The following is a 24,934-nucleotide window of genomic DNA, read 5'->3' as shown; positions in this document are numbered from 1 at the left end:
TAAATTTATTCGTCCGAGGGAAAGCTTTGTGTAAAGCTACAGTATACGGACATAGGATTTGGAGGAGAATATTTTGAGCATCTTAGATATCTTAATCCTCCTGGCACCGATTTTCTTTGTTATCGTGCTGGGTTGGTTTGCAGGACATTTTGGAAGTTACGATGCCAAGTCGGCAAAAGGGGTAAGTACGTTAGTAACGAAATACGCACTTCCAGCTCACTTTATCGCTGGTATTTTGACAACTTCCAGAAGTGAATTTTTATCTCAAATTCCATTAATGATTTCTTTAACTATTGGGATTGTTGGTTTCTATATCGTTATTTTATTGCTTTGCAGATTTGTGTTTAAATATGATTTAACGAACTCATCCGTATTTTCTTTGAACTCTGCACAGCCGACATTCGCGTTTATGGGTATTCCTGTTCTGGGAAGCTTGTTCGGTGCGCAAGAGGTTGCGATTCCGATCGCGGTTACAGGTATCGTTGTTAATGCGATTCTTGATCCGCTTGCGATTATTATTGCTACTGTCGGTGAGTCTTCTAAGAAAAACGAAGAGGGCGGCGACAGCTTCTGGAAGATGACAGGAAAATCAATTCTGCACGGTCTCTCTGAGCCGCTTGCAGCTGCTCCGTTAATCAGTATGATCTTAGTGCTTTGCGGTGTCACTCTTCCTGAGCTGGGTGTTAAAATGCTCGATCAGCTTGGAAGCACAACATCTGGTGTTGCTCTCTTTGCTGTCGGTGTTACTGTTGGTATCCGCAGTATCAAACTCAGCGTACCGGCATTTGGTATAGCGTTACTCAAAGTTGCGGTTCAGCCTGCGTTAATGTTCCTGATTGCTCTTGCAGTCGGACTACCAGCTGACCAAATGACAAAAGCGATCCTACTTGTTTCATTCCCTGGGTCTGCTGTTGCGGCCATGATTGCGACTCGTTTCGAGAAACAAGAGGAAGAAACAGCTTCTGCGTTTGTGATCAGTGCGATTCTGTCATTGATTTCACTTCCGATCATTATCGCGCTTACTGCATAATTAAAAAAGCTCAAGCTCCCTTTATGGGGAGCTTTTTTGCTTAGGTTTGAAATTTGAACAGTGACAGCAGCGGTTTTTTTCTTGTTTTGGTTTTTTCAGAAGCAGCAGCAGTCTCGGGGATTGGCTGAGCGGTGAATTCTTTCATTTGTGAGGTCAGTGATTGCAGGTCTGCAAGGATGTCATCAATTTCTCTGCGGTGCTGAAGCAGCTGATAAGATACACCCTCATCGGCTTTTTGTTTCAGCTGGCGTTCCAGTTCCGAAATCCTAATCAGCAGTTCATTTTCGTCCTGCCTTTGCTGTAATAGGGTGTCCAGCTTCTGTTCGAGCTGTTCAATTCGCCGTTCTGTGTCGCCATTTGTTTTTTGAACAATGAAGCCTGTGCGCTTCTTAGTGCTTTGCGGCACATGAATATCCTGAATTGCCGTGCCTTCAGAGATTTGTTTTTGAACAGATTTTAGAACCTTCACATCTTCTGTAGTGAACGAATAGTGCCCGAGCTCATTGCGTTCGGCCGGAAGATTCAGCTGCTTCACCCATCGCTGCACCGTTTTCGCGGAGACGCCGAGTTCACTTGCTACCATATTTGTATTCATGATCCCATACCTCCTTTTTAGCTAGGTATTCGACCATAGAATGCGGTTCCCTTCCTGTTAGACAAAACAAGAAAAGATTCGGCAAAGAAAGTGGGTATCTCCTTTTTTTCTTCAAAAACCGTTATTGTTCATACAGCTCTAAAGGAAGCTGGTCAGGATCAAAAAAGAAGGTGAAACTTTTGCCGGTCAGCGGATCTGTTCTGATTGGCTCTGTTTCGATCCCTTTTTCATGAAGCTCTTGAACGGCCTCATCCAAGTGGCCGACTGAGAAGGCGAGGTGGCGCAGGCCTGCAGCTTCAGGCCGAGTTTGGCGTGCGGGCGGATCAGGAAACGAGAACAGCTCAATGACATACGAGCCGTTAAGCGACAAATCCAGCTTATAGGAACCGCGGTCTTCGCGATACGTTTCTTGAATCACCTGAAAACCAAGCTTATGCACGTAGAAAGCTTTCGACTTTTCAACATCTGAACATATGATTGCAATATGATGTATGGATTTCAGCAACATCATCCCTCCTTGATTCCCAGTATAGCAGAGAAGGCTTTTCCAGCTGGGATTGAAATGCTTTTGACTGGGGTTATTCACTATACTATAATGAGAATGTTACGCACAGGAAAACAGAGGTGAAGACCGTGTTAGACCGTTTAAAGTCAATCGAAGAACGATACGAAAAATTAAATGAGCTTTTAAGCGATCCAGAAGTAGTCAACGATCCGAAAAAGCTTAGAGAATATTCAAAAGAGCAATCTGATATACAAGAAACAGTTGACGTATATAGACAATACAGAGATGCGTCAGAACAGCTGGCTGATGCAAAAGCGATGCTTGAAGAGAAACTGGACGCTGAGATGCGCGACATGGTGAAGGAAGAGATTTCTGAACTTCAGAAGGAAACGGAAACACTGTCAGAACGCTTGAAAGTGCTCCTGATTCCGAAAGATCCTAATGACGACAAAAACGTTATCATGGAGATCCGTGGAGCTGCGGGAGGCGAGGAAGCCGCTTTATTCGCGGGTAACCTGTATAGAATGTATTCCCGTTATGCCGAGCTGCAAGGCTGGAAAACAGAGGTCATGGAAGCGAGTGTAACCGGAACGGGCGGCTACAAAGAGATCATCTTTATGATTACGGGAAGCGGCGCATATTCTAAACTCAAATATGAAAACGGCGCCCATCGCGTACAGCGTGTTCCCGAAACAGAATCAGGCGGCCGTATCCATACCTCTACTGCAACAGTAGCATGTCTTCCTGAGGCAGAAGAGGTAGAGGTCGACATTCATGAGAAGGATATCCGTGTTGATACGTTTGCATCAAGCGGACCGGGCGGACAAAGCGTTAACACAACAATGTCTGCCGTTCGTCTGACGCATTTGCCGACAGGTGTAGTTGTATCATGCCAGGATGAAAAATCTCAAATCAAGAACAAAGAAAAAGCAATGAAGGTTCTCCGTGCCAGAATCTACGATAAATTTCAGCAGGAAGCTCAGGCTGAATATGATCAAACACGGAAATCAGCAGTCGGATCAGGTGACCGTTCTGAACGTATCCGCACATACAACTTCCCGCAAAACCGTGTGACGGATCACAGAATCGGCTTGACGATTCAAAAGCTTGATCAGATTCTTGAAGGAAAACTAGACGAAGTGGTTGAAGCGCTGATCGTTGAAGATCAGGCAAGTAAGCTTCAGCAAGCGGAAGGTTAAGATGAAGACGATATTTGAAGCCCTGAAATGGGCTTCTTCTTATTTAACCAAAGCGGGAAGAGAAGAAAATGCGGCCGAGCTGCTTTTGCTTTATGATACTGGAATGGACAGAAGCAAGCTGCTCGCCAGCTTACAGGAACCGATTGGCGAAGACGAACTGTATCGCTTTAAGCGTCACGTTGAGATGCATAAAGAGGGCGTGCCGGTTCAATACATTATCGGAAGAGAGTTTTTTTACGGACGGGAATTTATGGTGAATGATGATGTGTTAATCCCGAGGCCAGAAACAGAAGAGGTTGTCTATCATCTGCTTGAAAAATATCGGCATGTCTTTTCTGAAGACAGCAGGCTCGAAGTCATTGACGTTGGTACAGGGAGCGGCGCGATAGCCGTCACGCTTGCGCTTGAAAACAAAAACTTTTCTGTGTCGGCTGTCGATATCTCGAAAGAGGCGCTGCAAGTCGCCTCTGCCAATGCGGATACGCTCGGCGCAGATGTGCGCTTTTTTCAGGGCGATCTGCTTGAGCCTTTAATTAAGCAAGGCAAAAAAGTGGATATTGTCGTCTCGAATCCTCCTTATATTTCAGAAGGAGAAATGGCTGATCTATCAGAGATTGTCCGTTTTCATGAGCCGCTGCACGCTCTTACCGACGGCGGAGACGGGCTTAAATTCTATAAGCGGTTGATGGAAGACATCCCGCTTGTCATGAAAGATAAAGTGTTTGTCGTTTTTGAAATCGGATGGAAACAGGGCGCAGCGGTGAAAGAGCTGATTCTCAAGACGTTTAAGGGCTCGGAAGTGGAAGTGCTGAAAGATATTAACGGAAAAGACAGAACCATATGCGCCGTGATTCATAAAGATATATAAGCAGCTTGCTGGCGAGTTGATGAATCAAGCTGTGTTAACACCAGCAAAGGGGATGTAAAAGATGAAAAAAGCCCTGGCAGCAGGAATTTTGCTCATTGCAATTGAAAGCATGGTTGGCACCATTTTTTCGCAGGCTCTTTCATATGAAACGACGTTTGGCGTTGTGTCTCTTGTTTTGGTTGGGCTTGCGATCATCACATCGGGTTTGGCTGTAAGCGGAAGCGATCAGCGGGCAAACTACCATTCAGAAACCAAAGAAGGCCGTACAGCCCGCTTGAAAATGGCGGCTGCTTTCTTTGTTGCGGCGATACCTTCTATTCTATGTTATTTGCTGACGGTTTTGTTTTAATGAAAAAAGGAAGCCTCATTCGGCTTCCTTTTTTTGCAGTAAAACAGAATCCCATATCCAATAAACAAGAGCTGTTAATACAGCGAAAAGATAGAAGGCTGTATTTTGAAACAGGGATTGTCCCGAAGGCTGCAGCACGCCGAAAATGATCGCGTTGGCAATAAAAGCCGCGACAAGGTAATACAGCAAATACAAAGGGCTGAACCGTTTCGGTTTTTTATTCATCATGAATTGGAGCGGCAGCGCGAATATCAAATAAGGAAACAGAAAATAAAATGCCATCGTGATGACAGCGGCAATGATAAATGAATGAATATAGATAATCGAATAAAGAACCGACATCGTGAATGCTGATAACAGCACTGTATAATTATATTTCATCTTAAACCTCCTAAAACACTATCGTACCATAAATTAGATTAACAGCTTGCTAGATTTTTTTCACCCTGTACGTTTACCTTAGGCTCTCCTTGTCCATAATAGGGATAGAAACAAAGCACGGAGAGGAACGGTGGGGACCGATGAAAAAAACAATAATCATATGTATATATATCTTTCTTTTATTATCCGGAGCGCTTGTAGGGCTGGCAAAAGAAGAGACGGCACAGCGATCAGAAAATCAGCCAGTAGTCATACCGGATCAGGCGATTCGCCTGAGAATATTAGCAAATAGCGACAGTGACAAAGATCAGCAATTAAAGCGTCATATAAGAGACGCAGTGAATAAAGAAATCACAACTTGGGTAAAAGATATTACTTCTATTGAAGAAGCACGGCGTGTGATTCGCTCAAAGCTCCCTGAAATCAAAGCAATTGCAAAGGAAACAATGGAGAAAGAAGGAGCGAACCAATCGATATCCGTTGATTTCGACAAAATCTCATTTCCGACAAAGCTTTACGGCAACATGGTTTATCCGGCTGGTGAGTATGAAGCGATTCTGATTACACTTGGAAACGGCGACGGCGCCAACTGGTGGTGTGTGCTGTTCCCGCCGCTCTGCTTTCTCGATTTTTCGAACGGGGAAGCCGTCAAAGAACAGGAAGATAAAGAAGCCTCAAAAAAGCAGACTGAGAAAGTGCTTGAGGACGTAACCGCTAAAGCGGAAAAAGCCAAAAAAGCAGAGAAAGAAGAGAAGGAAGGCGGCACAGAAGTGAAATTCTTCTTAGTCGAGTGGATTTCCGGCCTTTTTTCCTAATCACCTGGTCTAAAAATAGATTTGCCTCATAGATTGGAAGAAAGAATGCAAAAATGGGGTGAACGGATGTTTTATCAACTGCGGGTGGCAAGGGAAAAAGACGGAGACGTGCTCGAGAAATTTTTAAAACAGGCGAAAACCAATCATGAAGGCGTGAAAGAAGGCTTCACGCAGTTTCTTATGCTGGAGGACAGCGAGAAAAACATTGCCGGATGTCTCGGAATTGAAAAAATAAGCTGTGATCAAGGACTGCTCCGATCACTTGTCATATCGGACAAGCTTCACCAAAGCCATATTGTGACGCTCTTTCAGAGCATGGAGCTGCTGTGCGAAAAGCACCAAATCAAAACAGTATATTTAATTGCGAATCAGCATTCTTCTGCTGACTTCCTGGCGGCGCTGGGATTTGAACAAGCTGAAAGCGTACCTGAAGAGCTGTTTTCTTCTGATCACTTCTGTGAATTGCGGCAAACCGAAGGGGCGGTCTTGATGAAAAAAGCGTCTGGATGTTCGTGATTTATACACATACTTATCCACTTCTTCATTAGCGTTGTCCACAGTTTGTGGATAACGCTTGTTTTATTACAGGACATCTTTTATACTTTCAAAAGAATTACACGCGTAAAACAATCGTTTTATTGTTGTGAATAAGGAGTTTGGTCAGAAATGAAAACGAAAAGATGGTTTGTGGATGTAACTGACGAGTTATCCACAAATGATCCACAAATTGCACAAGCAGCTGCTTTGCTCCGAGAAAATGAGGTCGTTGCGTTCCCGACAGAAACGGTATACGGTCTCGGCGCAAACGCGAAAAACACAGATGCTGTCAAAAAAATATATGAGGCAAAGGGGAGGCCGAGCGATAATCCTCTGATTGTCCACATTGCGGACATCAGTCAGCTTGACGGTTTAACGGGTCCGGCGCCGGAAAAGGCGAAAACATTAATGAAACGGTTTTGGCCCGGAGCACTTACGCTCATTCTGCCTTGCAAACCTGGTGCGCTCTCACCTCGTGTAACGGCTGGGCTTGAAACGGTTGCCATTAGGATGCCGGATCATCCGCTTGCCCTAGCATTGATTCGAGAGTCGGGTTTGCCGATTGCGGCACCTAGCGCCAATCTATCAGGCAAGCCAAGTCCAACAAAGGCGGAGCATGTGGCTCACGACTTGGATGGCCGAATAGCTGGAATTATGGACGGAGGCCCTACCGGAATTGGGGTCGAATCAACCGTACTATCATGTGCGGGCGACATCCCTGTTCTCCTGCGCCCAGGCGGCATTACAAAAGAACAAATTGAAGCGGAGATCGGACCAATTCTTGTGGATAAAGGACTCAGTGATCAAAATGAGAAGCCGATTTCTCCAGGAATGAAATATACACATTATGCGCCGACAGCGCCGCTTGCTATTTGTGAAGGCGGCCCAGAGCGCATTCAGCATCTCATCCAAGAATATCAACAGGGCGGAAGACGGGTCGGTGTCCTGACGACAGAAGAAAACGCGGGTGTTTATTCCGCGGATTATGTGAAGAGCTGCGGCAGACGGGCTCAGCTTGAGACTGTTGCGGCAGCGCTGTACGATGCTTTACGCAGCTTTGACGAGAATAAGGTGGATTTTATTATTGCGGAATCCTTTCCAGACACGGGCGTCGGTCTCGCCATTATGAATAGGCTGATGAAAGCCGCCGGCGGAAGAGTGATTCGCTGAACACAGTCAGATGTTCTAACCCTTTTTGGACACGCATAGGCTAAAATAGCGGGGCGTGTCCAAGGGGGTTATTTATGTATGTCGGATTTGTTCATAGGCGAACTGATTACTTTAAGCATCATGGCGTTTGCTTTAGGGATGGATGCTTTTTCTGTCGGTCTCGGAATGGGCATGGTAAAACTCAGGAAAAAGCAGATATTCTATATTGGTTTCATCATCGGCCTCTTTCACGTCATCATGCCTTTAGGAGGAATGGCGGCCGGTAACATGCTGTCAGGGCTCCTTGGTGTGTTAGCGGTTTATATCGGGGGTTCGCTGCTGTTTGTTCTGGGGGTTCAAATGCTTATGGCTTCTTTTAAACAGTCAGAAGAACGATTCATGTCGCCGACAGGGCCGGGCTTATTGCTGTTTGCCATCGGCGTCAGCCTTGACAGCTTCTCCGTCGGATTGAGCTTAGGGATATACGGATCGCATCCTCTCCTTACAATTACCCTGTTCGGGCTTATCAGCATGATTTTGACATGGCTGGGCCTGCTGATCGGAAAACAAGTGCAGTCTTGGCTCGGCACATACAGCGAAGCGCTAGGGGGCATCATATTAATCGTATTCGGCCTTAAGCTGCTTTTGCCAATTTAATATACCAATAAAAGAAACGAAGTCGCCGTTTCTTTTTTCTTCATATATAATAGAGAAAATAAGGGGTGACTGACATGAACATTATTTTTGTCTGTACTGGAAATACGTGCCGCAGCCCAATGGCTGAGGCGCTTTTTAAATCAATTGCAGAAACGGAAGGGCTGAATGTCAGTGTCCGCTCGGCAGGCGTGTTTGCTTCGCCTAACGGGATAGCGACGCCTCAAGCGGTCGAAGCGCTGTTTGAAAAACACATTGCCCTGAATCATGTGTCTTCTCCATTAACTGAAGAACATATGGAATCAGCTGATTTGATTCTGGCTATGACCCATCAGCACAAACAGATCATTGCCAGCCAATTTGGACGTTATCGTGATAAAGTGTTTACATTAAAAGAATATGTCACAGGGAGCCATGGGGATGTCATCGATCCGTTCGGCGGATCGATTGACATCTATAAACAAACGAGAGATGAGCTTGAAGAGCTTCTTCGGCAGCTGGCAAAACAATTGAAAAAAGACGGCAGGTAAGTTGAGCATATCTGCAAACGCAAACAGGTCATTTGCAAATCCTGCGTGAAGGAGTAGAATATAGTGAAAAGCACATCATATGGTGTGAATAAAAGAGCGGACAGGCTGCGTGGTCAACATAGCGGGCGGGGCCGCATCACACACGCTGGGAGGAAAAGCAGATGAAAGTAGCAATAGCATCGGATCATGGCGGCGTTCACATTCGAAATGAAATCAAAGAGTTAATGGACGAATTGCAAATTGAATATATTGATATGGGCTGTGACTGCGGCAGCGGATCTGTCGATTATCCGGATTATGCTTTTCCGGTGGCCGAAAAAGTGGTTAGCGGCGAAGTTGACAGAGGGATTTTAATTTGCGGGACAGGTATTGGCATGAGCATTTCCGCCAATAAAGTCAAAGGCATCCGCTGCGCGCTGGCGCACGATACATTCAGCGCAAAAGCGACGAGAGAGCATAATGATACAAACATTCTCGCGATGGGTGAGCGAGTGATCGGCCCCGGTTTGGCGCGGGAAATTGCGAAAATCTGGCTGACCACTGAGTTTACCGGAGGAAGACATCAAACCCGTATTGGAAAAATCTCAGATTATGAAGAGAAAAACCTGTAGGGGTGCTGTTCGATGAGTGAGATCAAGCAAACGTGGAAGACGATGCTGTTTGAATTTCAGGAACAAGCGGGATTGAAACAAGATCAGCTCTTTGTCCTTGGATGCAGCACGAGCGAAGTGGCCGGAAGCCGGATCGGAACATCGGGCAGTGTAGAAATCGCGGAAAGCATCTACAGCGGGCTTGCCGAGCTTAAGGGAAAAACGGGAATCCATCTCGCGTTTCAATGCTGTGAGCATTTGAACAGAGCGCTTGTCGTTGAGGAAGAAACGGCCCGGCTGTTTAGGCTTCCAACCGTTTCTGCTGTACCCGTCCCAAAAGCGGGCGGGGCGATGGCTTCTTATGCGTTCAAGCAGATGAAGTCTCCTGTTCTTGTCGAAACCATTCAGGCTGATGCCGGAATAGACATCGGCGATACGTTTATCGGCATGCATCTAAAGCAGGTGGCTGTCCCTGTACGAGTCTCTCAAAACAGTCTCGGTGCAGCCCATGTGACATTAGCGCGTACGCGGCCAAAACTGATCGGCGGAGTACGGGCGGTTTATGAGTGCGAATGAAAGGACTGCATTGCCGGTCTTTTCTTTTGTTTTAAGGCAGTAAAATAAATTCCGAACTTTAATTTGAATTTAGGTTATTAATATTCGTTTTTACCATTGAAAGTTTTGATTTTTTAAAAATAATCTTTTACATTCGCCTAAAAAACCATGTACAATAGTGGTGGTAAAAACAAAGAACAGGATACGGATAGGAGAGGATCTCGCTGATGAAACATTTACCTGCGCAAGATGAACAAGTGTTTAACGCCATTAAAAATGAGCGTGAACGCCAACAGACTAAAATCGAATTGATTGCTTCTGAGAACTTTGTAAGTGAAGCGGTTATGGAAGCACAAGGATCTGTTTTGACAAATAAATACGCTGAAGGATATCCGGGCAAACGCTACTATGGCGGATGTGAGCACGTCGATGTCGTTGAAGATATCGCTCGTGACCGCGCGAAGGAGATCTTTGGAGCGGAGCATGTAAACGTTCAGCCGCATTCAGGCGCACAAGCAAACATGGCAGTGTACTTCACAATTTTGGAGCAAGGCGATACGGTACTTGGGATGAACCTCTCCCACGGCGGCCATTTAACACACGGAAGTCCAGTCAACTTCAGCGGTGTTCAATATAACTTTGTTGAGTACGGCGTAGATAAAGAAACTCAATATATTGATTACGATGACGTGCGTGAAAAAGCCCTCGCTCATAAGCCGAAGCTTATCGTAGCAGGAGCAAGTGCGTATCCTCGTACAATCGACTTTGAAAAATTCCGTGAAATTGCTGATGAAGTCGGCGCTTACTTTATGGTGGATATGGCGCACATCGCAGGACTTGTTGCGGCAGGCCTTCATCCGAACCCGGTTCCTTACGCTGATTTTGTAACAACCACAACACATAAAACACTTCGCGGACCTCGCGGCGGTATGATCCTTTGCCGTGAAGAGTTCGGCAAGAAAATTGATAAATCGATCTTCCCTGGCATTCAAGGCGGCCCGCTGATGCACGTTATTGCGGCAAAAGCAGTCTCATTCGGCGAAGTATTGCAGGATGATTTCAAAACATATGCCCAAAACGTTATTTCAAATGCAAAACGCCTGGCTGAATCGTTAACGAAAGAGGGCATCCAGCTCGTTTCAGGCGGAACTGACAACCACCTTATCCTTGTTGATCTTCGTTCTCTCGGACTGACTGGTAAAGTTGCGGAGCACGTGCTTGATGAAATCGGTATTACTTCAAATAAAAACGCAATTCCATACGATCCGGAAAAACCTTTTGTAACAAGCGGTATCCGTCTTGGTACAGCAGCTGTGACAAGCCGCGGTTTTGACGGAGACGCATTGGATGAAGTAGGTGCCATCATTGGGCTTGCATTGAAAAACCACGAAGATGAAGGAAAACTAGAAGAAGCGAGACAGCGCGTAGCAGCTCTGACTGGCAAATTCCCTCTATATAAAGAATTATGTTACTAAGATTGAAAACCCGCTCGGGCCAATGCCCGGCGGGTTTTTTGACGATGTTCTTGAAACTCAATGTCTTTTTTTGTAGAATCAATAGAAGTGTGAAATTGTCGATGGGACAATAAAAAAGGAGCTGAAACACAGTATGGGAAAGGTTTATGTATTTGATCATCCTTTAATTCAACACAAGCTGACATATATTCGGAATGAAGAGACAGGCACGAAGGATTTTAGAGAGCTTGTCGATGAAGTAGCCACGCTTATGGCGTTCGAAATTACCCGTGATCTCCCTCTAGAGGAAGTGGATATCAACACACCGGTTCAGACTGCGAAATCGAAAGTCATCTCAGGGAAAAAACTGGGAGTTGTTCCTATCCTTAGAGCAGGTTTAGGAATGGTTGAAGGCATCTTAAAACTGATCCCTGCGGCAAAAGTAGGACATGTCGGTCTGTACCGTGATCCTGAAACCTTAAAACCCGTGGAATACTATGTGAAGCTTCCTTCTGATGTGGAAGAGCGTGAATTCATCGTGGTTGACCCGATGCTGGCCACAGGCGGTTCCGCAGTTGAAGCCATTCACAGCCTCAAAAAACGCGGTGCGAAGAATATTCGTTTCATGTGTCTTGTAGCGGCACCGGAGGGTGTGGAAGAATTGCAGAAGCATCATTCGGACGTGGATATTTACATTGCGGCGCTTGATGAAAAATTAAATGAAAAAGGTTATATCGTTCCAGGTCTTGGAGACGCAGGAGACCGTATGTTTGGAACAAAATAAAAAAGAAAACCCGACAAAGGGTTTTCTTTTTTATCCAGTTATTTGCTATTCGGTCAATTTGTATACAATTATAGGTGAAAATGTGAACATTCTGTGGAGGCGTACAGTATAAAAAGTTTTTTAACTTTAAACAGATTGACACATGTTAGGGGCTATTGTATGCTAAACGAGGGTATTATGAGAAGGTTTTCATAGCTTTCATTATAGTCCTCATCCCCAATGTAAATCCTCTCAGTAAACCCGTATTATGAGGATTTATTTAAGCGAATGAAACAGCATCCTTGCAAGGCTTGCGGATGAATGATTTTTTCGAACAGGCCCGTTTTGCCGGACAAAAAAGGTCTTCTACTAGGGTTAACCGCTGATTTATGCCGTATCTAAGCTATACATTATTTTTTCATCAGGAGACAGATAATTGATGGACGATCCCAAGCTTACATTTAGCAGACAACGTAAATATCTATTGTTCATTTTGGCAGTGTATGTACTGGGTTATGGTTTAACAGCGTATAAAACCGTGTTTTTAGGCCTTATTCTGGGAACTGTTTTCAGTTTGTTTAATTTTTTACTGCTCGTCAGGAGAATGAACGCTTTTGACAGAGCCGTTGAGAAAGGGAAGTCCATACGATCTCTTGGGAGCGCAGCGCGCTGGTGCAATGCGATTCTTGCTGCGGCTGTTGCCTATAAAAATCCCGAGCATTTTCATATGGCAAGTACAGTTATTGGATTAATGACAATATACCCTGTCATTATGATAGATTCCTTTATCCAGCTTAAACGTTCATCAATGGAAGAGAGGTGAAAACCCTTTGAATCATGAATACAGAACTATTGAATTTCTAGGTCTTACTTTTAATCTGACAAACATTCTGATGATTACTGTGGCGAGTGTGATTGTTTTATTGATTGCTATATTAACGACAAGAACGCTCTCGATCCGTCCCGGAAAAGCCCAGAATTTTATGGAGTGGGTTGTGGATTTCGTCCGCAATATTATCGGCAGTACAATGGATTTGAAAACAGGGGCTAACTTCTTGGCACTTGGTGTCACATTGCTGATGTACATATTTGTGTCGAATATGCTGGGGCTGCCCTTCTCTATTACAATCGGACATGAGCTCTGGTGGAAATCTCCGACAGCCGATCCTGCCATTACATTAACGCTAGCCGTGATGGTTGTTGCTTTAACTCACTACTATGGTGTGAAGATGAAAGGGCTGAAGGAATATTCCAAAGACTATTTAAGACCTGTTCCATTAATGTTCCCGATGAAAATCATCGAAGAGTTTGCGAATACGCTGACTCTTGGTTTGAGGCTTTATGGTAACATCTTCGCCGGTGAGATTCTTCTCAGCCTGCTTGCGGGATTAGCGACAAGCCATTACTCACAAAGTGTGGCTCTCGGTCTTGTCGGTACGATCGGCGCCATTCTGCCAATGCTGGCATGGCAAGCATTCAGTTTATTTATAGGTGCCATCCAAGCGTTTATCTTTACAATGCTGACGATGGTGTACATGTCTCATAAAATCAGTCATGATCATTAAAACATTATATCCAAACGGATAACATTTTAAAGGAGGAACTTTTTCATGAATTTAATAGCAGCTGCGATTGCAATTGGTTTAGGCGCACTTGGTGCAGGTATTGGTAACGGTTTGATTGTTTCACGTACGGTAGAGGGGATTGCCCGTCAGCCGGAAGCAGGTAAAGAACTTAGAACGCTTATGTTCATGGGTATCGCATTAGTTGAAGCCCTTCCTATTATCGCTGTCGTTATCGCATTCTTAGCGTTCTTTGGCTAAGCATAAAAGCCTTATATGAACTAAAAATGGCGAAGATCATTCCAAGAGAACCTTCGCCATTGCTTTATGTCTGATAAGCATCCCGCCTTGCCGGCTGAAAAGAGACAAGTGCGGCTGCTGAATCAGCAAAGAAAAACCTGCAGAAGGGAGTTGCCGTAGTAGATGTCTCAATTACCACTTGAACTAGGATTGTCGTTTAACGGCGGAGATATCCTGTTCCAACTGTTAGCTATGTTAATCTTATTAGCGCTTCTGAAGAAATACGCTTTAGGGCCGCTATTAAACATAATGAAACAGCGTGAAGACCACATCGCTGGAGAAATTACGTCTGCTGAAGAAAAAAATAAAGAAGCGCAGCAGCTGATTGAAGAGCAGCGCGTTCTTTTAAAAGAAGCAAGACAGGAATCCCAAACTCTTATCGAAAACGCAAAGAAACTGGGAGATAAGCAAAAAGAAGAGATTATTCAGGCTGCACGTGCAGAATCTGAACGTCTGAAAGAAGCAGCAAGAACTGAAATCGTGAAGGAAAAAGAACAGGCGGTTTCTGCTCTCCGCGAGCAAGTAGCGTCTCTTTCTGTCATGATTGCGTCGAAAGTGATCGAAAAAGAACTGGATGAACAAGCTCAAGAGAAATTGATCCAGGACTATCTTAAAGAGGTAGGAGAAAGCCGATGAGTGGATCAGCTGTCTCTAAACGATATGCGTCAGCTCTTTTTGATATTGCCAATGATTCCGCTCAGCTGAATCAAGTTGAAGAAGAGCTAACCGTTGTAAAACAAGTGTTTCAAAATGAAAAAGCGCTTAATGATGTGTTAAACCATCCGAAGGTGCCGGCTGCGAAGAAAAAAGAGCTGATTCAAAATGCATTTGGCTCTTTGTCACAGCCCGTGCTCAATACGATTTTTCTTTTGATTGACCGCCATCGTGCCGCGATTGTCCCTGAGCTCACAGAGGAGTTTATCAAACTCGCAAATGAGGCTCGTCAAATAGAAGACGCGACCGTATATTCAGTGAAACCGCTGACGGATGCGGAAATTTCATCATTATCACAAGTGTTTGCAAAGAAAGCCGGAGTCGCTTCACTCAGAATCAGAAATGAAGTGCAGACGGGTTTAATAGGCGGCATTAAAGTCCGCATTGGAAACCGGATTTTTGACGGCAGCGTAAGCGGAAAGCTTCATCGCATTGAACGTCAACTTGCCGGGGAAAATCGATAGAAGGGGTGAAACCTAAGTGAGCATCAAAGCTGAAGAGATTAGCACGCTGATAAAACAGCAAATACAAAATTATCAATCTGATATTGAAGTTCAAGACGTAGGTACAGTCATCCAAGTCGGTGACGGTATTGCTCGTGTACACGGCCTTGACAATTGTATGGCCGGTGAACTTGTCGAATTTTCAAACGGTGTTTTGGGTATGGCTCAAAACCTTGAAGAATCAAACGTAGGTATCGTCATCTTAGGACCTTTCAGTGAGATCCGTGAGGGAGACGAAGTAAAAAGAACAGGCCGCATCATGGAGGTTCCTGTCGGTGAGGAACTAATCGGCCGTATTGTGAACCCATTAGGTCAGCCGGTAGACGGACTTGGCCCGATCCTCACAAGCAAAACACGTCCGATCGAAAGCCCTGCACCAGGCGTTATGGACCGTAAATCCGTTCATGAACCGCTTCAAACCGGTATTAAAGCGATCGATGCACTGATTCCAATCGGCCGCGGCCAGCGTGAGCTGATCATCGGTGACCGTCAAACAGGTAAAACTTCTGTTGCGATCGATGCGATCCTGAACCAAAAAGACCAAGACATGATCTGCGTATACGTTGCGATCGGTCAAAAAGAATCAACAGTCCGCGGCGTAGTAGAAACATTGCGTAAGCACGGCGCGCTTGATTATACAATCGTTGTAACGGCGTCTGCGTCACAGCCGGCACCGCTTCTGTACCTGGCTCCGTATGCAGGGGTTACAATGGCAGAGGAATTTATGTACAACGGCAAGCACGTTCTTGTTGTATACGATGATCTTTCTAAACAAGCGGCTGCTTACCGTGAGCTTTCCTTGCTTCTTCGCCGTCCGCCAGGCCGTGAAGCGTTCCCTGGGGATGTATTCTACCTTCATTCCCGTCTGCTTGAGCGTGCAGCAAAGCTTAGCGACGCGAAAGGCGCAGGATCAATTACAGCTCTGCCGTTCGTAGAAACACAAGCCGGGGATATCTCCGCTTATATTCCGACGAACGTTATTTCCATCACTGACGGACAGATCTTCCTGCAATCTGATTTGTTCTTCTCAGGCGTACGTCCAGCGATCAACGCCGGTTTGTCTGTATCCCGTGTCGGTGGTTCAGCGCAAATCAAAGCGATGAAAAAAGTATCAGGTACTTTGCGTCTTGACCTTGCGTCATATCGTGAGCTGGAAGCATTCGCTCAATTCGGATCTGACCTCGACCAAGCGACTCAGGCGAAACTGAACCGCGGTGCGCGTACAGTTGAAGTACTGAAGCAGGATCTGAACAAGCCGCTTCCGGTTGAAAAGCAAGTAGCTATTCTTTATGCGCTGACTAAAGGATATCTCGATGATATTCCAGTAGCGGATATCAGACGTTTTGAAGAAGAGTACTACATGTACCTTGACCAAAACCATAAAGAACTGCTTGACGGAATTGCGAAAACAGGAAACCTTCCTGCTGATGAAGACTTCAAAGCTGCAATCGAAGGCTTCAAACGCACATTTGCACCAAGCAACTAACTCGAATGCTGATGAGAGAAAAAGGTTCTCTTTTTCTCTCTTTTTACGCAGATGAAGAGAAAAGGTGGTGAAATCTTTGGCCTCATTACGCGATATTAAGTCAAGGATCACGTCAACGAAAAAAACGAGCCAGATTACAAAAGCCATGCAGATGGTATCTGCGGCTAAGCTGAATCGTGCAGAAAACAATGCAAAATCATTTGTGCCATATATGGATAAGATCCAAGAGGTTGTGTCAAATGTCGGGAGAGTTTCCGGCAACGTGAAGCATCCGATGCTTCTCAGCAGAGAAGTGAAAAAGACGGCATATCTTGTCATTACGTCTGACCGCGGTCTTGCCGGCGCTTTTAACAGTTCGGTTTTACGAAGTGCTTATCAGGCTATGCAAGAACGTCATCAATCTAAGGATGAGTATGCGGTGATTGTCATCGGAAGAGTGGGCCGTGATTTCTTTAAGAAACGTGAGATTCCGATCATTTCCGAGTTAACAGGACTTGGGGATGAAGTAACGTTTTCAGAAATTAAGGATCTTGCCCGACAAACGATCCAAATGTTTATAGATGGTGCGTTTGATGAATTGCACCTTGTTTATAACCATTTTGTCAGCGCCATTTCTCAAGAAGTAACGGAGAAAAAACTTCTGCCGTTATCTGATTTGGGCAGCGACGGCGGAAAGAGAACGGCGTCTTATGAATTTGAACCGTCTGAAGAGGAGGTTCTGGAGGTTTTGCTTCCTCAATATGCAGAAAGCTTAATCTTCGGTGCGCTTCTTGACAGTAAAGCAAGTGAGCACGCTGCAAGAATGACGGCGATGAAAAACGCGACAGACAACGCGAAGGAACTTATCGATTCACTTTCGCTTTCTTACAACCGCGCTCGCCAAGCAGCCATCACACAAGAAATTACGGAAATTGTCGGCGGAGCAGCCGCTTTAGAATAGAAAGAATTTGTCAGGAGGGATAGCGATGAAGAAAGGACGCGTTAGCCAGGTATTAGGACCGGTCGTCGACGTGCGTTTTGAAGATGGTCATTTGCCTGAAATTTATAATGCGATTAAAATTTCACAGCCAGCTACAAGTGAAAACGAAGTAGGTATTGATTTAACGCTTGAGGTCGCTCTTCATTTAGGCGATGATACAGTCCGTACAATCGCAATGGCATCTACGGATGGTGTTCAGCGCGGAATGGAAGCTGTTGATACAGGAGCGCCAATCTCAGTACCGGTTGGTGATGTAACACTTGGCCGTGTATTTAACGTACTCGGAGAAAATATTGATTTGAATGAGCCAGTTCCTGCGGATGCGAAAAAAGATCCAATTCACAGACAGGCACCTTCATTTGATCAGCTTTCAACAGAAGTTGAAATTCTTGAAACAGGGATTAAAGTTGTTGACTTGCTTGCTCCATACATCAAGGGCGGTAAGATTGGATTGTTCGGCGGTGCCGGTGTAGGTAAAACCGTATTAATTCAGGAATTAATCAACAATATCGCGCAAGAGCACGGCGGTATCTCTGTATTCGCCGGTGTAGGGGAGCGTACTCGTGAAGGGAACGATCTTTTCTACGAAATGAGCGACTCTGGCGTAATTAACAAAACAGCCATGGTATTCGGACAAATGAACGAGCCGCCGGGCGCACGTATGCGTGTTGCTTTGACAGGTCTTACAATGGCTGAGCACTTCCGTGATGAACAAGGACAGGACGTACTGTTCTTCATCGATAACATTTTCCGTTTCACACAAGCGGGTTCAGAGGTTTCTGCCCTTCTTGGCCGTATGCCTTCAGCGGTTGGTTATCAGCCGACGCTTGCGACTGAAATGGGTCAGCTTCAAGAGCGTATCACGTCTACTAACGTTGGATCAGTTACATCTATCCAGGCGATCTACGTGCCTGCCGATGACTACACTGACCCGGCGCCGGCAACAACGTTCGCTCACTTGGATGCGACAACAAACCTTGAGCGTAAGTTAACTGAGATGGGTATTTACCCTGCGGTTGATCCATTGGCTTCTACATCACGCGCCCTTGCTCCTGAAATTGTCGGAGAAGAGCATTATGCAGTTGCCCGTGAAGTACAGTCAACGCTTCAGCGTTACAAAGAGCTTCAAGATATCATTGCGATTCTCGGTATGGATGAATTGAGTGATGAAGACAAGCTTGTCGTCCAACGCGCACGCCGTATTCAGTTCTTCCTTTCTCAAAACTTCCACGTGGCTGAACAGTTCACTGGACAAAAAGGTTCTTACGTGCCTGTAAAAGAAACGGTTCAAGGTTTCAAAGAAATCTTAGCCGGAAAATACGACCATCTTCCTGAAGATGCGTTCCGTCTCGTAGGCCGTATCGAAGAAGTTGTTGAGAAAGCAAAAGAAATGGGTGTAGAAGTTTAATCTGGTCCTAGGAGGGTAAAAGCATGAAGACCGTTAAAGTCAATATCGTTACTCCCGACGGCCCAGTATACGATGCGGATATCGAAATGGTGAGCGTGAGAGCCGAAAGCGGCGATCTCGGTATTTTGCCAGGTCATATTCCAACCGTGGCTCCTCTTAAAATCGGCGCTGTCCGTCTGAAAAAAGACGGACAGACTGAACTGGTTGCGGTCAGCGGCGGATTTGTAGAAGTCCGTCCTGATCAGGTTACCATCCTTGCCCAAGCTGCTGAAACAGCGGAAGGCATCGATAAAGAGCGCGCTGCAGCTGCACGTCAGCGGGCGCAGGAGCGTTTGAATTCTCAATCAGATGATACTGACATTCGTCGGGCTGAGCTTGCGTTACAGCGGGCTTTGAACAGATTGGATGTAGCAGGGAAATAAGAAAAAAATCCTTCTCATGTATGAGAAGGATTTTTTTTATGAGCGCACAAGAGAATCAAACAGCGACAGAAGCGGTTTATCCTCTTTTTGCTGCAAGTATAAACGATCACAGCAATTCATTGTATGCCATGATTTGCGATGTCTTCTAAAGCCCATTGTATAAGCGCCGTCTTTGTATGGGTATGGCTTTACGAACCACCCAGCGTCTTCATGATGAGCAATCACGCAATCTATTAGATAAACACTGATCATTTTCTCGAATTCTTCAATAGGAAGATTCCAATCAGCAAGCAAAAGGTCTTGTATACTTTGGAAATAAAGGTTTTCAAGCTCTTCAAGGCTTTCTCTCGTATAGGTGAGAGAAATGTTATAAAACTGACACAATTCATTCAGTTCTTCAATCTGTGACTGTCTATAATCATAATAGAATGCAATTGCTTCCCATTCCTGTTCAAAAATTGGCAGGTCCTCACCGTATTGCTTTTCAGGCTGAAAAAAAGAATGATTCACATTTGCCAGCTCCTTTCCAATAAAGTATACCATGTAAAAGAACCGCACTTTAAGCGGGGATTACCCCTAAATTTGGCTGATTATTCCGTTCTGTATAAAAGTATCATCTTTATCCGTGCTTCTTATATAATAAGAAAGGGTATAAACGCGGAAAAAGGATGAAAGGAGTGGAATAGATGAGTGTATTGGGACAGCAGGCTGCAATTGGTATTGTCGTTCATCTGATTTTTATAGCGGTAACTTGGTGGGCACTTCAAGCCGTCAATATCGATCCATTAATCAAAAAAGGCAAAGTCGTGCAGGCAAGACTCCTGATGATATTGCTGACAATTGCTATTGGAACGACTGTTGCAAATTTCTTTTTAGATTACCTTAATTATTCACAGCAGCTACCCTACCTATTTTAATAGGTTTTGAACATGATAATCACGGGAATGGTTTGGGAAGCGGGTTGAAGCGTATAACGCGAGTTTTGACGAAGATTTTTACGTATGGCGCCTCTTGCCTCCGGTAAAACTGGGGATAAGGGGGAGAGATGAACATGAAGAAAAAACAAGTAAGCCACGCCATTATCATATCCGTCATGTTAAGCTTCGTCATTGCTGTTTTCCATACCATTCATGCGAGTGAGTTAACGCCGTTAGCACAAATGGCAGAGGGGATGGAACGCCAAGATGTGTCAATAGATAAGTGGACATTGCATGCAAAACAAAATATGTCGCTGACCGAAAAAGAATTTTATCAAAAAGTGAAACGTTTAAAATTAGAGTATCGTCAATATCATTGGGCGATTGCACAGGAAGATAAAATCGTAAAGGCAGTTGGCACGTATACTGACAAAAAAAATCACACTTCTTTTAGACTGCAGCTTGTCACAACCCTCAAAAAACACAACCCAACTTCGTATTTATTATATGAGCAAATGAGTCTTAAGAAACCGGTTAGCTGGAATGATACATATGAACAGTTTGAACGGGAGACACTCAGGATATTCCAAGAAAAAGTAGTTACTTTTACTTGTCTAAATGGTCATTTAGATGATAATATGGGTATTGTTTTGCAAAAAAAAGCAAATCAGTTATTAAACGAATTTCAAGCAAGAACTGTTGAACATGTAGTTGAGCCAAATTTCGTTTCTATTTCTGCGTTTACAGATGAGTGGAAAGAGTACATCATGACCTCGGAACATAAAATGAATTTGCAAATTGCACTTAGAAGTGCAGGAATGGGCGGAAAACATACCGTTACGGTTGGCACACCAATCGTTACGACTGAATATTAATATAGAGAATTTAGGGACGCGGAGGGGAATACCTTGGAAAAAATCATCGTCCGCGGCGGTCAAAAGTTAAACGGCACAGTCAAAGTTGAAGGCGCTAAAAATGCCGTTTTACCTGTTATCGCTGCATCTTTATTAGCAAGTGAAGAAAAAAGCGTAATTTGTGATGTACCTACGCTCTCCGATGTATATACAATTAACGAAGTGTTGCGTCATTTAGGAGCAGATGTGCATTTTGAGAATAATGAAGTGACTGTAAATGCTTCATACGCTTTACAAACTGAAGCACCTTTTGAATATGTACGTAAAATGCGTGCGTCCGTGCTTGTCATGGGGCCGCTTCTTGCGCGAACAGGTCATGCAAGAGTTGCGCTTCCGGGTGGATGCGCAATTGGTTCCAGACCGATCGATCAGCATTTAAAAGGATTTGAAGCAATGGGCGCAGAAATCAAAGTCGGCAATGGCTTCATCGAAGCTGAAGTAAAAGGCCGTCTGCAAGGCGCGAAAATCTATCTGGACTTCCCAAGTGTAGGAGCTACAGAGAACCTGATTATGGCAGCCGCTCTAGCTGAAGGAACAACAACGCTGGAGAACGTGGCGAAAGAACCCGAAATCGTTGATTTAGCAAACTATATCAACGGCATGGGCGGAAAAATCCGCGGAGCTGGCACCGGCACCATCAAAATTGAAGGAGTCGAAAAGCTTCACGGTGTAAAACACCACATTATTCCTGACCGCATTGAAGCGGGAACATTTATGGTTGCTGCTGCAATTACTGAAGGAAACGTATTAGTCAAAGGAGCAGTTCCTGAACACCTCACTTCTTTAATTGCCAAAATGGAAGAGATGGGTGTAACGATTAAGGATGAAGGTGAAGGCCTGCGTGTCATCGGTCCGAAAGAACTCAAACCGATCGACATTAAAACAATGCCTCACCCGGGCTTCCCGACTGATATGCAGTCACAAATGATGGCGCTTCTGCTTCGTGCAAGCGGCACAAGCATGATTACAGAAACTGTTTTTGAAAACCGTTTTATGCATGCGGAAGAATTCCGCCGTATGAATGGTGATATTAAGATTGAAGGACGTTCTGTTATCATTAATGGCCCTGTACAGCTTCAGGGAGCTGAAGTTGCAGCGACTGACTTGCGTGCAGGTGCAGCGCTGATTCTTGCGGGGTTAGTGGCTGAAGGTCATACACGAGTTACTGAACTGAAGCACTTAGACCGTGGTTACGTTGATTTCCATAAGAAGCTTGCAGCTATTGGCGCAGACATCGAACGTGTAAATGATGAGTCTGCTTCTGAGCAAGAGAACAAAGAAGTCGTTTCTGACTTAAACGCATAAACTTACGTAAAAATCAGTATGTCATTCTGGCATACTGGTTTTTTGTTTTTCGTGTATTATCATCATTATGCGCAAAATAGCAAAAAAGAATACATAAATCACAAATAAAGTTCTGTCCAAAACGAGAGTCATATTAGCTTGTCCCTACCCATAAACTAGACTAGAGTCGAATCCCGAGCAGGAGGCAGCTGAATATGAAACAATTCGTAATCACACTATCCATACTATGTGCATTGATTCTCTTGATTCCCACACTCTTGGTTATTCCGTTCCAGCATAACAAAGAAGCGGGGGCCAGCGTAGAATCAGGAAAAACAGCAGTCAGCACGAAATCAGCATCAAAAGGAGCGGAAACGTTGAAATCATCGCCTGTTTCTATTCCCGTCTATCGAACCGCAAATCAATCCGTAGAAGACATTCCGCTTGAAGAGTATGTCATTGGAGTCGTCGCCTCCGAAATGCCGGCAACCTTTGAATCTGAAGCGCTGAAAGCTCAGGCTCTCGCCGCCAGAACGTTTATTGTCAGACTGATGGTCGCAAATTCAGCAGTAGAGGCTCCTAAAGGCTCGCTGGTGGATGATACACAGATGTTCCAGGTGTATAAAAGCAAAGCGGAGCTGAAAAAACAGTGGGGCGCGAGCTATGAGGGAAAACTGAAGAAAATCACAGATGCGGTAGCCAGCACGCAAGGCAAAATCTTAACGTACAACAACCAGCCGATTGAAGCCTCATTTTTCTCCACAAGCAATGGATACACTGAAAACGCAGAGGCCTATTGGACAAGTGCCATCCCATATTTAAAAAGCGTCAAAAGCTCATGGGATAAAAAGTCTCCGAAATATAAGGCAACGAAAACGTTTACAGCCACAGAGTTTGAGCAAAAGCTTGGCGTTAAATTGGATGGTTCTGGCACAGTAGGAAAAATTACCGGAGAGACACCGGGTCGCCAGGTCGCAACAGCCGTTATTAACGGCAAGACGCTGAAAGGCAGAGACATCCGTGAAAAGCTGGGACTCAATTCAGCCGATTTTGCATGGGAGCGAAACGGAGACACGATTACGGTCACGACGAAAGGTTTTGGCCACGGTGTCGGGATGAGTCAATATGGAGCCAATTTTATGGCCAAAGAAGGCAAAACGGTTGATCAAATTGTGAAGTATTATTACCAAGGCACACAAATTTCAGACGCAGATTCGTTTTTGAATAAATATATGGCGAAGAAGTAAAGACGCTCAATGAGCGTCTTTATCTGTTTCTGAAGGTCTTTTACTCTAGAAGCGGTTAAAACTGTTTAGAGAAGCTTCTGACAATCTTTAGGGCGACAAGATCCTTTTTCCTAATTTATGACTTAGAGATTGGTAAAGTAATCCACATGTATCGACAGACTTCGACAGACTCATAGAACGAAAGTCGAAAGGCCGACAATCTTTTTTTTTCATAGGAATGTTAGGCGGAAATCACTAATAAAAACAGGGGTTTCTAAGCAAAAGTAAACAACAGCAATGGGGAAGCCCGCCCTATTTATTTCTCTGTTTTTGTCGATTACGATAGTTATGTTCAGCGTTGAACATCTGCACGCAGAAATAATCTTGTAAAAAAGGGGTATGGACATGAAGAAAAGATTCTCACTGATCATGATGACAGGCTTGCTATTTGGATTAACTTCACCTGCTTTTGCGGCTGAAAAGAAAGAAGCGGAGGCTGAAGCTCCTGCAAACGTGGCAGTCTTGCTTGATGCCAGCGGAAGTATGGCGAAAAGAATAGATGGTGTATCTAAATTTAATACAGCTAAAAAAGAAATTTCTAAGTTTGCAAGCTCACTGCCAGAAGGCACTCAGGTGAAAATGAGTGTATTCGGTTCGGAAGGAAACAATAAATATTCTGGGAAAACTCAGTCATGTGAATCCATCCGCAACGTATACGGCTTCCAAAACTTTAACCAGCAAAGCTTCTTCAACTCTCTTAATGGAATTGGTCCGACTGGCTGGACTCCAATTGCCAAAGCGCTGAACGAGGCGAAATCTTCATTTGACCAGCTTGATGCAAAAGGTGAAAAAGTGGTCTATCTGCTGACAGATGGAGAGGAAACGTGCGGCGGAAATCCGGTTAAAACAGCAAGTGAACTGCAAAAAGACAATATCACTGTTAATGTGATCGGATTTGATTATAAAAATGGATACAAAGGACAGCTAAATGCCATTGCGAAAGTTGGCGGCGGTGAATACTTCCCTGCTTATACTCAAAAAGATGTTGAGAAAATCTTTATTCAGCAATCAATAATGTTATCTAAATAAGTAAAAAGAGGCTGATAGTGATCAGCCTCTCAGACTGTTGACAAAATAGTCGGATCTTTATGATCCGACCTATTTTTGTCCAATTTATTCTGTTTTTCGGTCGAATAGGCTGGCGAGTTGGTCCTTTCCAAGTCCAATTCGCCAGTTTTTTTAGAT

Annotated in this window: 31 protein-coding genes; 27 read left to right on the top strand and 4 right to left on the bottom strand. The window is 44.6% G+C overall.

Annotation, left to right across the window (positions count from 1 at the left end):
* Positions 1-73: 73 nt before the first annotated feature.
* A complete protein-coding gene (locus Q3W56_RS16300) occupies positions 74-1,030 on the top strand; it encodes an AEC family transporter (RefSeq protein WP_302896200.1) in 957 nt (318 codons plus the stop codon).
* Positions 1,031-1,070: 40 nt separating this feature from the next.
* Here the strand turns inward: Q3W56_RS16300 and racA are convergent, their stop codons facing one another.
* Complete coding sequence (gene racA, locus Q3W56_RS16295; RefSeq protein ID WP_302896199.1) at positions 1,071-1,625, bottom strand: chromosome-anchoring protein RacA; 555 nt, start codon at positions 1,623-1,625, stop codon at positions 1,071-1,073.
* A 121-nt stretch (positions 1,626-1,746) separates the two neighbouring features.
* A complete protein-coding gene (gene gloA2 / locus Q3W56_RS16290; protein WP_302896198.1) occupies positions 1,747-2,133 on the bottom strand; it encodes an SMU1112c/YaeR family gloxylase I-like metalloprotein in 387 nt (128 codons plus the stop codon).
* A 125-nt stretch (positions 2,134-2,258) separates the two neighbouring features.
* On the opposite strand from gloA2, the gene prfA reads away from it, so the two are divergent.
* From prfA to Q3W56_RS16275, 3 genes are all read left to right on the top strand, one after another.
* Positions 2,259-3,329: a peptide chain release factor 1 gene (gene prfA / locus Q3W56_RS16285; RefSeq protein WP_003221928.1), complete on the top strand. Its 1,071-nt coding sequence runs from the start codon at positions 2,259-2,261 to the stop codon at positions 3,327-3,329.
* 1 nt (position 3,330) lies between these two features.
* Positions 3,331-4,197 carry a peptide chain release factor N(5)-glutamine methyltransferase gene (gene prmC, locus Q3W56_RS16280; protein ID WP_302896197.1) on the top strand — a complete coding sequence of 289 codons (867 nt, stop codon included), beginning with the start codon at positions 3,331-3,333 and terminating at the stop codon, positions 4,195-4,197.
* A gap of 61 nt (positions 4,198-4,258) precedes the next feature.
* Complete coding sequence (locus Q3W56_RS16275; protein ID WP_019716038.1) at positions 4,259-4,546, top strand: DUF5316 family protein; 288 nt, start codon at positions 4,259-4,261, stop codon at positions 4,544-4,546.
* Between the two features lie 15 nt (positions 4,547-4,561).
* Here Q3W56_RS16275 and Q3W56_RS16270 read toward each other — a convergent pair whose 3' ends face one another.
* On the bottom strand, positions 4,562-4,927 hold the full coding sequence (locus tag Q3W56_RS16270; RefSeq protein ID WP_019716037.1) for a UPF0715 family protein: 366 nt from the start codon (positions 4,925-4,927) through the stop codon (positions 4,562-4,564).
* Positions 4,928-5,067: 140 nt separating this feature from the next.
* Here Q3W56_RS16270 and spoIIR point away from each other — a divergent pair, with 140 nt between their 5' ends.
* From spoIIR to Q3W56_RS16180, 18 genes are all read left to right on the top strand, one after another.
* On the top strand, positions 5,068-5,742 hold the full coding sequence (gene spoIIR, locus Q3W56_RS16265) for a stage II sporulation protein R (RefSeq protein WP_302896196.1): 675 nt from the start codon (positions 5,068-5,070) through the stop codon (positions 5,740-5,742).
* 66 nt (positions 5,743-5,808) lie between these two features.
* Positions 5,809-6,258 (top strand): GNAT family N-acetyltransferase, encoded by a 450-nt coding sequence (locus tag Q3W56_RS16260; RefSeq protein WP_302896195.1) that lies wholly within the window; start codon positions 5,809-5,811, stop codon positions 6,256-6,258.
* A 150-nt stretch (positions 6,259-6,408) separates the two neighbouring features.
* Positions 6,409-7,449, top strand: coding sequence for an L-threonylcarbamoyladenylate synthase (locus Q3W56_RS16255; RefSeq protein ID WP_302896194.1), 1,041 nt, complete (start codon positions 6,409-6,411; stop codon positions 7,447-7,449).
* A gap of 78 nt (positions 7,450-7,527) precedes the next feature.
* Complete coding sequence (locus Q3W56_RS16250; protein WP_019716033.1) at positions 7,528-8,085, top strand: manganese efflux pump MntP; 558 nt, start codon at positions 7,528-7,530, stop codon at positions 8,083-8,085.
* A gap of 74 nt (positions 8,086-8,159) precedes the next feature.
* Complete coding sequence (gene prpB / locus Q3W56_RS16245) at positions 8,160-8,612, top strand: protein arginine phosphatase PrpB (protein WP_302896193.1); 453 nt, start codon at positions 8,160-8,162, stop codon at positions 8,610-8,612.
* A 161-nt stretch (positions 8,613-8,773) separates the two neighbouring features.
* The gene (rpiB, locus tag Q3W56_RS16240) at positions 8,774-9,223 is read left to right on the top strand and encodes a ribose 5-phosphate isomerase B (protein WP_003221910.1); all 450 of its coding nucleotides are present in this window, start codon (positions 8,774-8,776) and stop codon (positions 9,221-9,223) included.
* A gap of 12 nt (positions 9,224-9,235) precedes the next feature.
* A complete protein-coding gene (locus Q3W56_RS16235; protein WP_302896192.1) occupies positions 9,236-9,778 on the top strand; it encodes a TIGR01440 family protein in 543 nt (180 codons plus the stop codon).
* A gap of 206 nt (positions 9,779-9,984) precedes the next feature.
* Positions 9,985-11,232, top strand: coding sequence for a serine hydroxymethyltransferase (gene glyA, locus Q3W56_RS16230; RefSeq protein ID WP_302896191.1), 1,248 nt, complete (start codon positions 9,985-9,987; stop codon positions 11,230-11,232).
* Between the two features lie 133 nt (positions 11,233-11,365).
* Complete coding sequence (gene upp / locus Q3W56_RS16225; protein ID WP_003221902.1) at positions 11,366-11,995, top strand: uracil phosphoribosyltransferase; 630 nt, start codon at positions 11,366-11,368, stop codon at positions 11,993-11,995.
* Positions 11,996-12,413: 418 nt separating this feature from the next.
* A complete protein-coding gene (gene atpI / locus Q3W56_RS16220) occupies positions 12,414-12,797 on the top strand; it encodes an ATP synthase subunit I (RefSeq protein ID WP_003221899.1) in 384 nt (127 codons plus the stop codon).
* Positions 12,798-12,804: 7 nt separating this feature from the next.
* The gene (gene atpB, locus Q3W56_RS16215; protein WP_302896190.1) at positions 12,805-13,539 is read left to right on the top strand and encodes a F0F1 ATP synthase subunit A; all 735 of its coding nucleotides are present in this window, start codon (positions 12,805-12,807) and stop codon (positions 13,537-13,539) included.
* Positions 13,540-13,584: 45 nt separating this feature from the next.
* Complete coding sequence (gene atpE / locus Q3W56_RS16210; RefSeq protein WP_003151167.1) at positions 13,585-13,797, top strand: F0F1 ATP synthase subunit C; 213 nt, start codon at positions 13,585-13,587, stop codon at positions 13,795-13,797.
* A gap of 162 nt (positions 13,798-13,959) precedes the next feature.
* Entirely contained in the window at positions 13,960-14,472 is a 513-nt protein-coding gene (gene atpF / locus Q3W56_RS16205; protein ID WP_003221894.1) for a F0F1 ATP synthase subunit B, read from the top strand.
* Positions 14,469-15,014: a F0F1 ATP synthase subunit delta gene (locus Q3W56_RS16200; protein ID WP_302896189.1), complete on the top strand. Its 546-nt coding sequence runs from the start codon at positions 14,469-14,471 to the stop codon at positions 15,012-15,014. The genes atpF and Q3W56_RS16200 overlap by 4 nt, the downstream gene beginning before the upstream one ends.
* A 16-nt stretch (positions 15,015-15,030) precedes the next feature.
* A complete protein-coding gene (atpA, locus tag Q3W56_RS16195) occupies positions 15,031-16,539 on the top strand; it encodes a F0F1 ATP synthase subunit alpha (protein ID WP_014115501.1) in 1,509 nt (502 codons plus the stop codon).
* A gap of 76 nt (positions 16,540-16,615) precedes the next feature.
* Positions 16,616-17,479, top strand: coding sequence for an ATP synthase F1 subunit gamma (gene atpG / locus Q3W56_RS16190; protein ID WP_302896188.1), 864 nt, complete (start codon positions 16,616-16,618; stop codon positions 17,477-17,479).
* A gap of 25 nt (positions 17,480-17,504) precedes the next feature.
* The gene (gene atpD / locus Q3W56_RS16185) at positions 17,505-18,926 is read left to right on the top strand and encodes a F0F1 ATP synthase subunit beta (protein WP_302896187.1); all 1,422 of its coding nucleotides are present in this window, start codon (positions 17,505-17,507) and stop codon (positions 18,924-18,926) included.
* 23 nt (positions 18,927-18,949) lie between these two features.
* Positions 18,950-19,348, top strand: coding sequence for a F0F1 ATP synthase subunit epsilon (locus Q3W56_RS16180; RefSeq protein ID WP_003221882.1), 399 nt, complete (start codon positions 18,950-18,952; stop codon positions 19,346-19,348).
* A gap of 36 nt (positions 19,349-19,384) precedes the next feature.
* On the opposite strand, the gene Q3W56_RS16175 is transcribed toward Q3W56_RS16180, so the two are convergent.
* On the bottom strand, positions 19,385-19,858 hold the full coding sequence (locus Q3W56_RS16175; protein ID WP_302896186.1) for a hypothetical protein: 474 nt from the start codon (positions 19,856-19,858) through the stop codon (positions 19,385-19,387).
* Positions 19,859-20,034: 176 nt separating this feature from the next.
* Between Q3W56_RS16175 and Q3W56_RS16170 the strand changes: the two genes are divergently transcribed.
* The 5 genes from Q3W56_RS16170 to Q3W56_RS16150 all read left to right on the top strand — a co-directional run bounded on the left by Q3W56_RS16170 (position 20,035) and on the right by Q3W56_RS16150 (position 24,778).
* Complete coding sequence (locus tag Q3W56_RS16170) at positions 20,035-20,265, top strand: DUF1146 family protein (RefSeq protein ID WP_003221879.1); 231 nt, start codon at positions 20,035-20,037, stop codon at positions 20,263-20,265.
* Between the two features lie 134 nt (positions 20,266-20,399).
* Positions 20,400-21,140 carry a YwmB family TATA-box binding protein gene (locus Q3W56_RS16165; RefSeq protein ID WP_302896185.1) on the top strand — a complete coding sequence of 247 codons (741 nt, stop codon included), beginning with the start codon at positions 20,400-20,402 and terminating at the stop codon, positions 21,138-21,140.
* Positions 21,141-21,173: 33 nt separating this feature from the next.
* The gene (murA, locus tag Q3W56_RS16160; RefSeq protein WP_003221875.1) at positions 21,174-22,484 is read left to right on the top strand and encodes a UDP-N-acetylglucosamine 1-carboxyvinyltransferase; all 1,311 of its coding nucleotides are present in this window, start codon (positions 21,174-21,176) and stop codon (positions 22,482-22,484) included.
* A gap of 194 nt (positions 22,485-22,678) precedes the next feature.
* Positions 22,679-23,710 carry a stage II sporulation protein D gene (gene spoIID / locus Q3W56_RS16155; protein WP_302896184.1) on the top strand — a complete coding sequence of 344 codons (1,032 nt, stop codon included), beginning with the start codon at positions 22,679-22,681 and terminating at the stop codon, positions 23,708-23,710.
* A 384-nt stretch (positions 23,711-24,094) separates the two neighbouring features.
* Positions 24,095-24,778, top strand: a complete 684-nt coding sequence (locus tag Q3W56_RS16150; protein WP_302896183.1) for a vWA domain-containing protein — start codon at positions 24,095-24,097, stop codon at positions 24,776-24,778.
* Positions 24,779-24,934: the final 156 nt, after the last annotated feature.

This window comes from Bacillus sp. C28GYM-DRY-1 (genome assembly GCF_030519405.1).
Lineage (GTDB): Bacteria > Bacillota > Bacilli > Bacillales > Bacillaceae > Bacillus > Bacillus spizizenii_A.
Note: the sequence above shows the minus strand (reverse complement) of the source record. Positions and strands in the feature narration are given on the sequence as shown.

Coding starts and splice junctions, on each gene's coding strand:
- atpE (WP_003151167.1), top strand. CDS start 13,585: ATGAATTTAATAGCAGCTGCGATTGCAATTGGTTTAGGCGCACTTGGT.
- Q3W56_RS16200 (WP_302896189.1), top strand. CDS start 14,469: ATGAGTGGATCAGCTGTCTCTAAACGATATGCGTCAGCTCTTTTTGAT.
- Q3W56_RS16235 (WP_302896192.1), top strand. CDS start 9,236: ATGAGTGAGATCAAGCAAACGTGGAAGACGATGCTGTTTGAATTTCAG.
- racA (WP_302896199.1), bottom strand. CDS start 1,625: ATGAATACAAATATGGTAGCAAGTGAACTCGGCGTCTCCGCGAAAACG.
- Q3W56_RS16275 (WP_019716038.1), top strand. CDS start 4,259: ATGAAAAAAGCCCTGGCAGCAGGAATTTTGCTCATTGCAATTGAAAGC.
- glyA (WP_302896191.1), top strand. CDS start 9,985: ATGAAACATTTACCTGCGCAAGATGAACAAGTGTTTAACGCCATTAAA.
- upp (WP_003221902.1), top strand. CDS start 11,366: ATGGGAAAGGTTTATGTATTTGATCATCCTTTAATTCAACACAAGCTG.
- gloA2 (WP_302896198.1), bottom strand. CDS start 2,133: ATGTTGCTGAAATCCATACATCATATTGCAATCATATGTTCAGATGTT.
- Q3W56_RS16150 (WP_302896183.1), top strand. CDS start 24,095: ATGAAGAAAAGATTCTCACTGATCATGATGACAGGCTTGCTATTTGGA.
- atpI (WP_003221899.1), top strand. CDS start 12,414: ATGGACGATCCCAAGCTTACATTTAGCAGACAACGTAAATATCTATTG.
- Q3W56_RS16180 (WP_003221882.1), top strand. CDS start 18,950: ATGAAGACCGTTAAAGTCAATATCGTTACTCCCGACGGCCCAGTATAC.
- prpB (WP_302896193.1), top strand. CDS start 8,160: ATGAACATTATTTTTGTCTGTACTGGAAATACGTGCCGCAGCCCAATG.
- rpiB (WP_003221910.1), top strand. CDS start 8,774: ATGAAAGTAGCAATAGCATCGGATCATGGCGGCGTTCACATTCGAAAT.
- Q3W56_RS16170 (WP_003221879.1), top strand. CDS start 20,035: ATGAGTGTATTGGGACAGCAGGCTGCAATTGGTATTGTCGTTCATCTG.
- atpD (WP_302896187.1), top strand. CDS start 17,505: ATGAAGAAAGGACGCGTTAGCCAGGTATTAGGACCGGTCGTCGACGTG.
- Q3W56_RS16270 (WP_019716037.1), bottom strand. CDS start 4,927: ATGAAATATAATTATACAGTGCTGTTATCAGCATTCACGATGTCGGTT.
- Q3W56_RS16165 (WP_302896185.1), top strand. CDS start 20,400: ATGAAGAAAAAACAAGTAAGCCACGCCATTATCATATCCGTCATGTTA.
- spoIID (WP_302896184.1), top strand. CDS start 22,679: ATGAAACAATTCGTAATCACACTATCCATACTATGTGCATTGATTCTC.
- prmC (WP_302896197.1), top strand. CDS start 3,331: ATGAAGACGATATTTGAAGCCCTGAAATGGGCTTCTTCTTATTTAACC.
- Q3W56_RS16255 (WP_302896194.1), top strand. CDS start 6,409: ATGAAAACGAAAAGATGGTTTGTGGATGTAACTGACGAGTTATCCACA.
- spoIIR (WP_302896196.1), top strand. CDS start 5,068: ATGAAAAAAACAATAATCATATGTATATATATCTTTCTTTTATTATCC.
- Q3W56_RS16250 (WP_019716033.1), top strand. CDS start 7,528: ATGTCGGATTTGTTCATAGGCGAACTGATTACTTTAAGCATCATGGCG.
- atpF (WP_003221894.1), top strand. CDS start 13,960: ATGTCTCAATTACCACTTGAACTAGGATTGTCGTTTAACGGCGGAGAT.
- Q3W56_RS16260 (WP_302896195.1), top strand. CDS start 5,809: ATGTTTTATCAACTGCGGGTGGCAAGGGAAAAAGACGGAGACGTGCTC.